At 66.9% G+C, this 15775-nt stretch carries 1 pseudogene (cut by a window edge); it reads right to left on the reverse strand.

Features of this window, described 5'->3' with window-relative positions:
• A pseudogene (locus CEX88_RS17530) lies at nt 1-15760 on the reverse strand (non-ribosomal peptide synthase/polyketide synthase) (its annotated part extends 14189 nt beyond the left edge of the window); the annotation flags it as partial.
• Nucleotides 15761-15775: the final 15 nt, after the last annotated feature.

Here is a 15775-nt window from a genome sequence, read left to right on the forward strand (position 1 = left end):
CCGCACGAAACGCCGGTGCGTCGCTGAGACGGCAGACCGCGGCGCGTTCGTCGCCGCAAACCCGCGCGACCCGCTCGTCGGCGTCCTTGCCTGCCAGGTCGAGATACTGCCAGGCCGGTCGCGCATCGGCGGGGATGATCTGCACCGGTGGGTCGTACTCTCCGCAGAATCTAGCGACCAGGTGCGGATGGCGTGCGGCCACGGCGTGGACCGCCGCTTCCAGGCGATCGCGGCCCAGCGGACCGGTGATCGTGATGTCGAGTTGCATTGCGTACAGGTCGTCACCGCTGCCCTGTGCGGTGCTGGCGTGGAAGAGGAGGCCCTGCTGCATCGGGGTCAGCGGGAGGATGTCCGCGGGGCGGAATTGCGTCTCGAGCCGGTCGATTTGGTGTTGGTTGAGCCTGGCGGGCGTGATGTCCGAAGGGCTCAGCCCGCCGCCGCCCTTCCGGACGTAGGCGCAGATGCCGCTGAGTGCGCCGAAGAACAGGTCGCTGAGGCGGGTGACGTCGGCCTGGTTGACGGATGACGGAGCCCATGCCCATTTCGCCTGCAGCTGCGGTCCGGTGTCGGTGTCGACGGCCGCGGCGTTCAGCTCGACGGAGTGGGCCAGCGGCATGGGGATGGCCGCGGCGATGTCGACGAGCGACAAGTCATCTCTGCTGACCGTCCACAGTTCGCCCAGCCCTTTGGGCTCTGCGCCGCCGAGGCGGCCCAGATAGTTGAACCCGATCGACGGGTCGGTCGCCGGCAGCTCGATCTCGTCGTTGAGGTAACGCAGCAGTCCGTATGACAACCCCTCGGGCAGGCTGCGAAGTTGTTCCTTGGCGTCTTTCACCACGGCGCCCAGCATCGCGTCGCCGGCGACGGTCTTGGTCCAGTCCAACTCTGGAATAGCCAGGGCGACGGGGTGTTTGAGCGTGAACCACCCCACTGTGCGCGACAAGTCGAGATCCGGCGCGAGATCGTCGTACCGGCCGTGGCCCTCGACGTCGATGCCCACGGGTTCGCCGCCGGTGTCGAGGAACCGCGACCAAGCGATCGCATATGCGATCAGCAGGATGTCCCCAATACCGGCGTGGAAGGCGGCGGGTACGTCGCCGAGCAGAACGCGGGTGGTGTCGGTGTCCAGCGCCGCGGACAGCTGGCCGGCACCGGCGTAGGTGTCGATGTCGGGCTGCGGCGCGGGGAGTGCGGGCGGCGCTACGGCGACATGCCGCCACGCGTCCGCCTGGCGCAGTACCGCGGGGTCGTTGGCACGCTCCGCCAACAACGAAGCCCACCGCCGGAACGACGTTCCTGCCATCGGCAGGTTGACCGGCTGCCCCTTGCGGTGTTGCGCCCAAGCGATGTTCAGGTCCTCGAGAAGGATGCGCCATGACACCGCGTCGACGGCCAGATGGTGGATGATCACCGCCAGCCGGCCGGTGGCGGGCACCCAAAGCGCGCTGAGCATCCGACCTGTGGCGGGGTCCAGCCGCGACCGCGCCGCTCTCACCGCTTCCTCAGACAGTTCGTCGACCGCGTCGACGCACGCGTCGGCGTCGACCGACCCCGGAACCGGTACGTGCAGTGACCAACCGCCGGCCCCGCCCTCTACCGCGTGCAGGCGCAACATGGCATGTCGGTCCACCAGCGCCTGCAGCACGGTGCCGACGTCGGCACGCGTCACCCCGCCGGGGGCATCGACGATGATTGTCTGGTTGAATTCCCGTACTGGGCCCTCGATTTCGCGCAGCCAGCGCATGATCGGTGTGGCTGCCACTTCTCCGAGGCCTTCGTCGATGGGGCCGGTGTCCGCGGTCAGCACCCGTGCGGCACGGGCGAGCCGGGCCACCGTCTGCTCGACGAAGATGTCCCGCGGCCGGCACGTCACGCCCGCTGCCCGAGCCCGCGCCACCACCTGCATCGACAAGATGCTGTCACCGCCGAGATCGAAGAAGGAGTCGTCGACGCCGACTCTCTCGAGTCCCAGCACTTCGGCGTAGATGCCGGTCAGAATCTCCTCGACCGCGTCGGCCGGCGCGCGGTACCGGTCACTGTCCTGGTAGTCGGGCGCGGGCAACGCGCGGACGTCAAGCTTGTTGTTCGGTGTCAGCGGCAGACTCTCCAACCGCATCACCGCGACCGGCACCATGTAACCCGGGAGCCGCCGGGCCAGGACCGCGCGCGTTTCGGCGGGGTCTGCCGCCCCGGTGAGATAGCCGACCAGCCGTTTGTCGCCGGGGCGGTCTTCGCGAGCGACGACGACTGCCTGCTCCACGCCGGCCAGTTCGGCGAGCGCGGCCTGGATTTCCCCGAGTTCGATGCGATAGCCGCGGATCTTGACCTGCTCGTCGGACCGTCCCAGGTACTGCAGTTGGCCGTCAGCACACCAGCGCACCACATCACCGGTGCGATACATCCGCAGTCCCGCGCCGCCCCTGGACGGACAGGCCACGAACCGCGACGCGGTCAGTCCGGGCTGGCCGAGGTAGCCGACTGCGACTCCCGCCCCGGCCACGTACAGTTCACCGACCGATCCGGGCGGCACCGGCCGTAGCACGTCGTCGAGAACCAACAGCGCCGCCCTGGATACTGGCGAGCCGATCGGCACGCTCGAGCCCGGCGCCAGTGGGGCGCTGATGGCCACACACATCGTGGTCTCGGTCGGGCCGTAGGCGTTGAGCATCACCCGCCCAGGCGCCCACTGCTCGACGACCTGGGCCGGGCACGCCTCACCGACCACCACCAACGCGGTCGACTCCAACCCCTCGCGGCGCAGCATCCCTGCGGCAGAGGGCGTTTGGGTCAGTACGCTCACTTTCTCGGTGGTCAGCACCGCGTGAAAGTCGTCGGACGAGGCGGCGACGCTTTCGGGTACGACGACGACCCGTCCACCGCGCAGCAGTGCGCCGAAGATCTCCCAGACCGAGACGTCGAACGCCAACGAATGGCACTGCGCCCATACCCCGGGCCGCGGCAGTCCGGCGTCCAGCGACGACAACAGCTGGGTCACGTTGTGGTGGGTGATCGCAACGCCTTTGGGCACGCCGGTGGTGCCCGAGGTGTAGATGACGTACGCGAGGTGTTCGGCGGGGGGCGGCGGTAGCGCGGTGTCCGGCTGAGTCGCGATGCCGGGATCGTCAACGTCGACAACGAGCACGTCGCAGCCATCGAGGCTGTCGCGCAGGGCCGCCGTGGTGACCGCGGCGATCGGTGCGGTGTCGGCGATCATGAACTCGATACGCGCCGACGGCAAGCCCGGATCGATCGGCAGGTACGCCGCTCCGGTCTTGAGTACCGCAATTATCGCTGCGATTGCCTCGGCCGACCGGCTCATCGCCAGCGCCACGCATCGTCCCGGTTGCGCCCCGCAGCCGATCAACAAGTGCGCCAGCCGGTTCGAAGCCTCGTCCAGTTGCCGGTAGGTCCAGGAAGTGTCCAGACAGCTGACCGCGACCGCATCCGGTGCGCGCGCCACGTGTTCGGCGAACAACGCCGGAATCGAGTCCGGCGCAGGCCTCGGGGCGGTCAATCCGACGAGGTTGCCGAACCGCTCGAGTTGCGCGTGCTCTTCGTCGGCGAGCACGTCCACCGCCGACAACCGCCGCGAGGGATCGATCGTGATCGCAGTCAAGACCCGTTGTAACCGTGCGACCAGGGTCTCGACGGTGGCGGCGTCGAACACGTCGGTGCGGAATTCGACCGTCCCGCCGATCCCGTCGCACTCACCAGTGTCGGTCCAGTACTCGGACAGGGAGAACACCAAGTCCATACGAGCGGTGTGGGTTTTCACGGGCATCCGGGTGACCTGCAGATCGCCGAGCGTCAGCCCGCCGGTATCGTCGGCGCCTCCGATGGCCGTCTGCCAGGCCAACGCAACCTGTACGAGCGGGTGATGGGTCAGGCTGCGGGCCGGGTTGAGCCGATCGACCAGCACTTCGAACGGCACATCCTGGTTCTCGTAGGCGTCCAGGCTGCTCCGTCGCACTTGCGCAAGCAACTCCGCGACCGTCGGGTCGCCCGCCAGATCCACCCGCAGCACCAAGAGGTTGACGAAGAAACCGACGAGGTCATCGAGCGCGGGATCGCGGCGTCCGGCGATCGGGAACCCAACGGCGACATCGTAGCTGGTACTCAGCCGGGACAGCAACGCAGCCAAGCCGGCTTGGACGACCATGAAACTCGTCGCATTGTGCTGCGCGGCCACATCCCCCACCCGACGTTGCAACTCGGCCGGCCACTGGACGGTCACCGTGGCGCCGCGCTGCTCAGCCACCGGGGGGTAGGGACGGTCGGTCGGTAGCTGCAGCCGTTGGGGCATCCCCGCCAGCGCGTCCTGCCAGTACGCCAGTTGGGCTCCGATGGGACTGCTGCCGTCGTCGAGATTGCCGAACTGCTCACGCTGCCACAGCGTGTAATCGGCGTACTGCACCGGCAATTGCGACCACGCCGGTGGCCGCCCCGCGCACCGGCTCGTGTATGCCGCGTTGAGATCGCGTATCAGCGGGGCGATCGACCAGCCGTCGGCGGCGATGTGGTGCACTACGCCCGCCAACACGTGTTCGTCTTCACCGACGTGGAACAGCCGGGCTCGCAACGGGATCTGCGAAGAGAGGTCGAAGGCCAGGCGTACCGTCTCCTCGATGGCGTCGCTGCGCCGCTCCGCCGACCAGGCAGTGGCGTCGACGACCTGCCATCCGAAGTCGGCGTTGTCGGCGGCCACGACGTGCTGCTGTGGGACCCCCTTGGGCGCTGGGAACAACGTGCGCAGGCTCTCATGGCGGGCGACGAGGTCGTGTAGAGCCGCTTGCAGCGCGTCGACGTCAAGCTGCCCTTGCAGATTCAGCGCGACAGTCATGTTGAAAACGGCTGAAGGACCCTGTAACTGGTCGATGAACCACAGCCGCCTCTGGGCGAACGACAATGGGATCACCGGGGGACGCGCGACCGGGACCAATGGTGCGCGCCGGCCCCCGTCACCGCCGAGACAGCGCGCCAGCCCGGCGACTGTGGGCGCGTCGAACAAGGCACGCACGGAGAGATCGCCGTCGAGGCTGGTGTTGATGTCGGCGACCACGCGCATCGCCAAGATACTGTCCCCGCCGAGGTCGAAGAAGGAGTCGTCGACACCGACGCGTTCGAGTCCGAGCGCCCGCGCGTAGAGGCTGACCAGGATCGCCTCGATGGGAGTGGCCGGGGCGCGGTAGTGATCGACGCCCTGGTACTCCGGTGCCGGCAAGGCACGGACGTCGAGCTTGCCGTTCGCCGTCAGTGGCATTACGTCGAGCACCACCACGGCTGCGGGCACCATGTAGGACGGCAACCGCTCGAAAAGGGCGGCCCGCGTCTCCGCCGGATCAATTGTCCCAGGGATGGTTTCGGTGAGGTAACCCACCAGGCGTTTGTCACCGGGGCGGTCCTCGCGGGCGATCACCGCGGCCTGCTCGACGCCGATCAGCTCAGCAAGCGCGGTGCGCACCTCACCGAGTTCGATCCGGTAGCCGCGTACCTTGACCTGCTCGTCGGCGCGACCCAGGTACTGCAATTGCCCATCTGCGCGCCACCGCACTAGATCACCGGTACGGTACATCCGTGCGCCGAGCTCACCGCCGGGACATGCGACGAACCGCGATCCGGTCAGGCCAGGCCGACGCCAGTATCCGACGCCGACCCCTCGGCCCGCCACGTACAGCTCGCCCACCACCCCGGGCGGTACCGGGCGCAGCCACCCGTCGAGGACGAACAGCGCGGCGCCCGGCACGGGTGCACCGATCGGCACCGTGTCCGATCCTGCCGTCAGTGGCGCGCTGATTGTCGCGTACACGGTGCTCTCGGTCGGCCCGTAGCCGTTGAGCATCACCCGGTCCGGCGCCCAGCGGTCCACCACCTCGGCCGGGCAGGCCTCACCGGCCGCCATCAACGTGACGGCTGCCAAGCCCTCGGTTGAAAGCGCCTGCACCGCCGTCGGTGTCTGACTCAGCACGGTGACGTGCTCACTGCGCAACAAAGCGTTCAGGTCCTTCGGCGAGCGGGCCACCGACTTGGGCACCACCACAAGCCGTGCGCCGAACAACAGCGCGCCCCAGATCTCCCAGACCGAGAAGTCGAAGGCCAATGACGAACACTGGGTCCACACCTGATACGGCCCCAGCTCGAGGCCGACGTCGAGGGAGTCGAAGAGGCGAGTGACGTTGTGATGTGTGACCGCAACGCCTTTCGGTACGCCCGTGGTCCCCGATGTGTAGATTATATGCGCGATGTCGTCGGCGGCCGGTTCGGGCAGCGCGCAGGTCGGCTCTGCGGATATCGTGGCATCGTCGAGTTCGACGACAGGGACGTCGATGTCGTGCATCCGGTCCGCCAGGTCGCCGGTGGTGAGCGCGGCGGCCGGTGCGGCGTCGGCGACGATGAACTCGATACGAGCCCTGGGCGTCGACGGGTCGATCGGCAGGTAAGCTGCCCCGCTCTTGAGCACGGCCAGTATCGCCACGACGGCCCGTGCCGAGCGCTCGGACACAATCACTACACACCGGCCCGGGCCGACTCCATGTCGAACTAGCAAGTGGGCGAGTCGATTCGACGCCTCGTCGAGCTCGCCGTACGACATCGACTCACGCTCGAAGGTCAGCGCGACCGCCTGCGGGTCGCGCGCCTTCTGCGCGGCGAAAAGCGCCGGAATCGTTGTCGGCGCCGAGGTCTGGGTCAACACCGCTATGTTGCTGTGCCGGTCGAGAACCGCGTGCTCGTCGCGGTCGAGCAGATCGATCGACGACAACCGGCGCGTCGGGTCGGCGGTCATCGCCTGCAGCACCCGCTGAAAGCGCCGGCTGAGCTCGTCGACCTCAGTCGCCTCGAACACGTCGGTGTCGAACTCGATGCGCATTCCCAACTCCGTGCCCGGCTGCGCGACGACCGCGAGCGGGTAGTGGGTGGACTCGCGTCCGTTGACCTCGGTGATGGTCAGCCCGTTGCTGAGCAACGTGCGGGCGTCGACGGGATAGTTCTCGTACACGAGGACGGTGTCGAACAGCAGATCCTGGCCGGTGGCGTGGTGAATCTCGCTCAGCGCGAGGTGCTGGTGTTCCAGTGTGTGGTTGTAGCTGCGCTGCAGTTGGTCCAGCAACTCGCCGACAGTCGTCGCCGGAGTGGTGTAGGCGCGCACCGGCACGGTGTTGATCAGCAGGCCGACCATCGATTCAGCGCCGATGATGTCGGTGGATCGCCCGGACACCGCAGTGCCGAATGCGACATCGTGGTGGCCGGTCAGTGACACCAGCAACTGCGCCCAGGCGGCCTGCAGCACCGTGTTGACGGTCGTGTGGCATGAGCGTGCCAGCTCGCCGAGCGCCCGCGTCGAGTCCTCGCCGACCCGGAACGCGATGGTCCCTCGCGGCCCGAGCCTCAGCCGGTTCGGAGGGCCGACCAGAGTGGGCGTGTCGAAGCCGGCCAGCACCTCACGCCAGGCCGCACGCGCCGCGGTGTTGTCCCGTTCGGCAAGCCACATGACGTATCGGCGGTAGGAACCGGCGGCGGGCAGTCGGTGTCCGTAGTAGCTGGCGAAGATCTCTCGGGCGACGATCGGCAGCGACCAGCCGTCGAGCACGATGTGGTGGTTGGTCAGCACCAGTCGGTGTCGGTTCGGCGCCGTCCGCACGACGGCCGTCCGGAAGGCGGGTGGACGGGTGAGGTCGCAGACCGCGGCACGTTCGTCCGCGCACAGCTTCGTGATCGCCTCAGCCACATCGGTTTCGAGGGGCCGGTAGACCGCGTCCGTGGTCGCTGTATCGGTCGGCGGCGCACCGGGGGTCAGGCCGGCAGCCACCGCGGCGGCGGCCGCATCCATGCCGACATCCATGCCGACATCGATGCCGGTGGCACCAAGGTCGAAGAACGTCCAAGGGATGACGGGGTCGGCCGGAATGACCTGGATCGGTTGCCCGTAGTGGCCGTCGAACCGGGCCGCGAGGTTGGGGTGGCGCTTGGCCACCGTCTCGATGGCGTGTCGGAGTCGCTGCGGATCGAGTGGGCCGTCGATGGAGATGTCGAGTTGCATGGCGTAGACCGCGTCGTCTGCGCTGGCCGTGGTGTTGGCGTGGAAGAGCAACCCCTTCTGAAGCGGGGTCAGCGGAAGGATGTCGGCGACGCGGTCCTGCTTCTCGAGCTGGTCGATCTGGTCCTGGTCGAGGACGACGGGTGTGATGTCGGAGGGTGTCAACCCACCGCCGCCGCGTACGACGTGGCGGCAGATGCCCTTCAGCGCGTCGAACCATAGACGGTTGAGCCCGTCGACTTGGCTTTCGTCCAAAATCGATGCCGCCCATGTCCAATTGGCCTGTAGCAGCGCCCCATTGGCGCCCTCGACGGCGGCGGTGTTGAGTTCGACGGTGTGTGACAGCGGCATGGCTACCGCCGTGACGGCATCTGCCAACGCCAACCCGTCATCGCAGAGCCGCCACATGTCCTCGGACATCTGCACGCCGCCTGCGTCCAGCCGTCCGAGGTAGTTGAACCCGACGGCCGGATCAGTCTCGGGCAGCTCGACACCGGTGTTGAGGTAACGCAATAATCCGTATGTCATGCCGTCCGGTAGGGCACGCAGTTGTTCTTTGGCGTTCTTGAGCACAGCGCCTACCGCGGCGTGACCGGCGACCACCTGACCCCAGCGCAGCGGATCGAGGGTCAGCGCCACCGGGTACTTCGACGTGAACCAGCCCACCGTACGGGACAGGTTGAGCTCGGGAGCCAGGTCTTCGTTGCGCCCATGGGTTTCGACATCGATGACGACGGAGTCGTTCCCTGCGAGGAACGTTCGCCATGCCAACGCGAACCCGATCAGCAGGATGTCCTGCACGCCGGCGTGTAACGCGGAAGGCACCTGCCCCAACAGCAGTCGCGTCGTCTCCGGATCCAGCGACGCTGACAACCGGCCCGCGGTGGCATAGGTATCTTTCTCAGGTCGTACGCAGGGCAAAGCCGTTGGCATGGTGGACGCTTTGCGCCAGGTGTCGGCGGAGGCGATGACCGCCGGACTGTGAGCATGCTTGTCGAGCAGCGCCGCCCAGCGCTGAAACGAGGTGCCTAACGGTGGCAACTCGATCGGCTGTCCGCTGTGGTACTGCGTCCAGGCGATGTTGAGGTCTTCGAGGAGAATCCGCCACGAGACCGCGTCTACGGCGAGGTGGTGGACGATCAAACCCAACTCGCCGGTGCTCGGCGCCCACAGACCGCTGAGCATCACGCCCGCGGAGGGGTCGAGTCGAGAACGCCCGGCCACCAACGCATCTGTCGTCAACTCTTCTACGGTGTGCAGGCTTGCCGCGGCGTCGACCGACCCAGGCTCGGGCACGTACAGCGACCAGCCCGTCTCGCGGTGTTCGGCACGCAGCCGCAAGGCGGCGTGGCGGTCCAACAGCGTCTGCAGCATGGCGACGACATCGGGGTGGGTGACCCCTGCCGGCGCCTGCACCACCACGGTCTGGTTGAATTCGTCTATATCGCCCGATATTTGATTCAGCCAGCACATGATGGGCGTCGCATTGACGGCGCCGACGCCCTCGTCGGCAGGGCCGATCTCACCGCCGGCTATCCCGGCGACCCGGGCCAGCCGGGCAACGGTCTGCTCGACGAAGATGTCGCGGGGCCGACACCGCAGACCGGCGGCGCGGGCCCGGGCCACCACCTGCATCGACAAGATACTGTCGCCGCCGAGATCGAAGAACGAGTCATCGACGCTCACCCGCTGAACACCCAGCACCTGCGCATAGATGCCGGCCAACACCTCTTCGACTGCGTCGGCAGGTGCCGAGTAATGCTGCGAGCTCTGGTAGTCGGGGATCGGCAGTGCGCGGGTATCGAGTTTTCCATTGACGGTCAAAGGCAGTGCGTCGAGAAGCACCACCGCCGTCGGCACCATGTACGCGGGCAACCGGTCGGCGAGCACGGGCCGCACGGAGGCCGGATCGACTGTCCCGGGCACACTTTCGGTGAGGTAGCCGACCAGCCGTTTGACCCCGGCCTGGTCCTCGTGGGCTATGACGGCGGCCTGCTCGACGCCGTCGAGGGCGGCGAGGGCGGCTTGGATCTCGCCGAGCTCGATGCGGTAGCCGCGGATCTTCACCTGTTCGTCGGCGCGACCCAGGTACTGCAGTTGACCGTCGGCGCGCCAGCACACCAGGTCGCCGGTGCGGTACATGCGTGTGCCGGGCCGGCCGAACGGGCAGGCCAGGAACCGGCTTGCGGTCAGCCCGGACCGCCCCAGGTAGCCGAGGCCCACGCCTCGACCGGCGACGTACAACTCACCGACCACTCCGGCCGGAACCGGGCGCAGCCACTCGTCGAGAACGAAGAGCGCCGCGGTCGCCACCGGCGCACCGATCGGCGCCGCCCCGGTGCCTGCCTGCAGGGGTGTGCTCATCGAGGCGTACACCGTTGTCTCGGTAGGGCCATAGGCGTTGATCACCACGCGGCCGGGGGCCCAATGGTCTACGACATCGGCTGGGCACGCTTCGCCGCCCAGCAGTACGGCCACGGACTCCAACCCGTCCGAATTCAGAGCCGCCACTGCGGATGGAGTCTGGGTGAGCACGTTGACATGTTCGCGCACCAGCAGGGCGTGGAAGTCCTCCGGTGAAGCGGCCACCTCTTCGGGCACCACCACGAGCCTGCCGCCGCCGAGCAGGGCAGCCCAGATCTCCCAGACCGAGAAGTCGAAACCGTAGGAGTGACATTGCGTCCACACCTGCGCTGCAGGCAGACCCGGTGGTGTCGAGGCGGCGAGATGAGCCAGGTTGTGGTGGGTGATGGCCACGGCTTTGGGAGTTCCGGTGGTCCCCGAGGTGTAGACGACGTAAGCGATGTCCTCGGGTGCCGGTGTCGAGAGCGTGGAACCGCGCTGCGCGTCCTCGCCGGGGTCGGCGGCGTCGAAAACGGTAAGCGTGTAACCGTTGAGGCGCTGTCGCAGATCGGGGGTGGTGAGCGCGGCCACCGGTGTGGCGTCGGTGAGCATGAACTCGACGCGGGCGTCCGGGTGGGCCGGGTCGATCGCCAGATAAGCGGCGCCGGTCTTGAGTACCGCCAGCATCGCCACGATCGCCTCGGCAGAGCGTTCCAGCAGGAACGCGACAGTCTCACCGGGACCAGCACCATGGGCAGACAGCAGGTGTGCCAACCGATCTGAGACTTGGTCGAGTTCGAGGTACGTCCACGAACCCCGTCCGCAGCTGATCGCAACCATCTCCGGACGGCGCATGACGTGCTCGGCGAACAGCTGCGGTATCGACGCGGCCGCAGGAGCCGGGTCGGCGAGCACCGCGCGGTTGCCGATCTGATCCAGCCAAGCGAACTCGGTGGCGTCGAGCAGCTCGATCGACGACAAGCGCGCTGCCGGATCGGCTGTCATGGCCGTCAGGATCCGCTCGAAGCGTTGCAGCAGAGTCGTGATCGTGTGCGGGTCGAAAACGTCGCTGCGGAATTCTACTTCCCCCGAAATGCCAGCTGGCTCAGCGGTTTCCGTCCACCGCTCGGCCAGCGAGAATGACAGGTCCATGCGCGCGGTGTGAGTGTCGACCGGAATCTGGGTGACTTGGAGCCCGTCCAACGTCAACGGGGTGGGGGCGCCCGCATTGCCGGGCAGGTTCTGCCAGGCCAATAACACCTGGACCAGCGGGTGATGGGTCAGGCTGCGGGTCGGGTTCAGGCGTTCGACGAGCGCCTCGAAGGGTACGTCCTCGTTTTCGTAGGCGCCTATGCTGCGTTGGCGTACTTGCGCGAGTACCTCATCGACCGTGGGGTCCTCCGCCAGGTCAACCCGCAGAACCAACGTGTTGACGAAGAAACCCACTAACTCGTCGAGTGCAGGATCGGTGCGGCCGGCGATCGGAAACCCCATCGCTACATCCGGACTGCCGCTCAACCGCGACAGCAGTACCGCGAGCGCGGCCTGCACCACCATGAAACTGGTCGCGTTGCAATTCGCGGCCAACTGACGTACCCGCTGCTGCAGTGACGCCGGCCAGTCCACTGGCAAGGTGGCGCCCTGCTGGTCGGCCACTGGGGGATAGGGCCGATCAGTTGGAAGCTGGAGCCGTTCGGGCATGCCCGCCAAGGCCTCGTGCCAATAGTCCAGCTGTGCGGCGATCGGGCTGCGGCTGTCCGCCAGATCGCCGAACTGTGCACGCTGCCATAACGCGTAGTCGACGTACTGCACCGGTAACGCAGACCACTCGGGCTCTCGGCCCTGTCGGCGGGCTTCATACGCCTGACCCAGATCGCGCGCCAGCGGTGCCACTGACCATCCGTCGAACGCGATGTGGTGCACCACGATCCCCAACAGATACTCCTGGGGGCCAATCGCATACAGTTGAGCGCGAAGCGGAATCTCCACCGACAGGTCGAACGGATAGACCGCCAGTGCCGTCAACTCGCCGAACGCCTCGCGCTCGGACATCGATTCCACCGGCATGCCGTAGCGCCGCCACATCGCAGCATCGGCGGACAGCACCTGTTGACGTGGCACACCATCGGTTTGGAAATACACGGTGCGCAACACTTCGTGTCGCGCAACGACATCGTCGAGGGCGGTAACGAGCGCCTTGACGTCCAGTGGGCCATTGATCCGCAGGACGGTCGGCATGTTGTAGGCACCCGCCTGCAGCTGGTCCAGGAACCACAGCCGACTCTGGGCGAACGACAACGGAATCACCGCAGGCCGCCGGCCGGCTACCAACTGCGGGCGCCGACTTCCGTCAGCTCTGACGCGGGATGCCAACAGGGCGACCGAGGGCGCATCGAACAACGCGCGCACGGTCAGGTGGGCGTCGACGGACTTGGCGATCATGCCGACCGCGCGCATCGCCGACAAGGAGTCGCCGCCGAGGTCGAAGAAGGAGTCGTCGACACCCACGCGTGGCAGTCCGAGCACACGGGCATAGATACCGGCCAGCATCTCCTCGATGTGGTTGGCTGGAGCGCGATACCGATCGGCGTCGACATATTCGGGGGCCGGCAACGCGGCGGTGTCGAGCTTGCCGTTGACCGTGACCGGCAACCCGTTGAGCACCACCACCGCCGCCGGCACCATGTAGGGCGGTAGCCGGTCGGCCAACGCCGCACGCACCGCCGCCGCATCCACCGCGCCCGTCACATAGCCCACCAGCCGCTTGTCTCCGGGGCGGTCCTCGCGCGCGATCACCACCGATTGCTGCACCCCGGCCAGCCCGGCCAACGCCGCCTGCACCTCGCCCAGTTCGATGCGATAGCCGCGGATCTTGACCTGCTCATCGGCGCGCCCGAAATACTGCAACTGGCCGTCTGGACGCCAACACACCAGATCCCCGGTGCGATACATCCGCTGCCCCCCGCCGGCGAACGGACACGCCACGAACCGCGACGCGGTCAACCCCGCTCGACGCCAATACCCCACGCCCACACCGCTGCCCGCGACGTACAACTCCCCGACCACACCGGGAAGCACCGGCCGCAACCACCCGTCGAGGACAAACAACGCCGCTCCTCTGACAGGTGAGCCGATAGGCGGCGCACCCGAACCGGGCACCAGCGGAGCACTTCTCGATGCGCAGATGGTCGTCTCGGTCGGCCCATAGCCGTTGAGCATCACCCGACCCGGCGCCCACCGGTCCACCAACTCGGCGGGGCAAGCTTCGCCGGCCACCAGCAGCGCCATCGATTCCAGGCCCTCCGGCGCAAGTGTTCCCAGCGCCGAGGGTGTCTGGCTCAGGACGCTGACGTTCTCGGCGACGAGCAAGGCGTGCAGGTCTTGCGGGGAGGCCGCGACCTCCTCGGGCACGATCACCAACCGCCCACCGTGTAGCAAAGCGCGCCAGATCTCTTCGACTGAGGCGTCGAAGCCATACGAATGCCACTGCCCCCACGCGCGGGCGGACAGATGCTCATCGGGTGGACCGAGTAATCGGGTGAGGCTACGGTGCGTGATCGCAACACCTTTGGGAGCCCCCGTGGTGCCGGAGGTGTAGATGACGTGGGCGATGTCATCGGGATCGGGTGGCGGCAACGAGTCGTCGGACTCTAACCGCGTCGCCACGTCGTCGACGCCGATGACCGGCAGCCCGTATCCGGAGAGCGACGAGGCCAACTCAGCGGTCGTCATCGCGGCGACGGGCGCAGCGTCCTCGATGATGTATCCGATCCGGGCCGCGGGCGTCGCCGGGTCAATCGGCAGGTACGCCGCGCGGGTCTTCAAGCACGCCAGGATTGACAGAATCGCCTCGGCACTGCGCGAAAACAGCAGCGCCACTATCTGTCCTGGCCGCACTTTGCGTGAGACCAGCAGGCGAGCCAGTCGGTTGGACGCCTCGTCCAACTCCCGATAAGTCCACGTGCGGTCGCCGCATACCAGCGCGATCGCATCGGGCGTGCGTGTCACCTGCGCAGAGAACAGCGCAGGGATCGACGACGTGGGTGGGGCCGTGGTCAGCACCGCACGATTACCACATTCGTCGAGGCGTGCCTGATCGTTCGATCCGAGGACAGTCAACGACAACAACCGACACTCGGGAGCGGCTGCCATGGCCGTCAACATCCGTTGCAGACGTTCGGCCATATCCGATGGCGTGAAGTCCGCAAACGGTTGCCCTGCCCCCGCCGAAAAGAATGACTGCTGATCACCGACTCCGACGAAGAACAAGCCGAAGTGCCCGACCGGGCCGAATGTCGTGTACGTTGCCGTCGCCGGCACACCGGCGAGGTTCAGCGACAGGCGGGAGGGAACGAAGTTGAGCACGACCCGGTCCGGCACTTGTCGCAAGCGGCGATGGTCACCGCCGAGCTCGAGGGATCGCACCGGAAAACGTTGATGAAGCAAATTTTCTCGAGTTCGCTTGTCGACCTGCCGGCAGAGGTCGGCGACTGTGGAGTGCGGCGACATTTTCAAGACCAGCGGGACGACTCCGGCGAGCATTGCGGGAAGCGTTTTCGTCTTTGCATCCACCCGCCTGCTGACCGGGAAGTCGAGCACCACCTCCGAGTCGCCGTGGCTGCAGCCGCGCACCAGCAGCGCGCACGCCGCAGTGAGGACGGACGACCGCCGGATGCCCAGTGCCTTGGCCAACTCTTTGACGCAACCGGCGACCGCCGGATCGAGGTGGATCGAAGGGGATGGCCGGTGCGAATCGGTCGTGCTCTCGGTTCGCGGTAGCCGGAAGTCTGGTGCGGATTCCGACGGGAGGTTCTCCCGCCAGTACGCTTCGTCATCTTGGTAGTCGGTCGACGACTCGTACTCCAGCTCGCTGCGCACGAAGTCCCGAAGAGAGCCGAAGAAAGCGGGCGAGGCGGGCTCGCCTGCGACAAGTGCTGAGTAGATCGCGGCGATACGCCTGCCCACCAGTCCCATGCTGATGCCGTCGATGACGATGTGATGACAGCATGCGAACCAGTAATACTCGTTGGGCCGCGTTGCAAACAGCGCAAACTTCATCAGCTTGCCGTCGAACGGCATCGGGGTGCGTTCGATCGCTGTCGCAATCTGCCGGGCTTCCTGCTCAGCGTCGTACGAGCCGATCAGGTCGTAGCGAGCCAACTCGACGTCGGAGTAGTCGATCGCTCGCTGGACTACTTGACCGTCCTTCTCGAAGAAGGCGGCGCGAATCGGTTCGGCTTCCTGCAGCCCCAGCCTGATCGCCTGTTCGAAGACGTCCGGCTGGATGGCGCCCTCGATTTTGACGAACATGCCGAGCTGCCACTCGGTGCCGGAGTGGCCTGACTGTTGGGCAAGCCAAATGTCAAGTTGCCGGCGCGTCAACGGCAATGCCTGGTTGTC

The sequence above is a fragment of the Mycobacterium neumannii genome (assembly GCF_002245615.1).
In the GTDB taxonomy this organism is placed as follows: Bacteria; Actinomycetota; Actinomycetes; order Mycobacteriales; family Mycobacteriaceae; genus Mycobacterium; species Mycobacterium neumannii_A.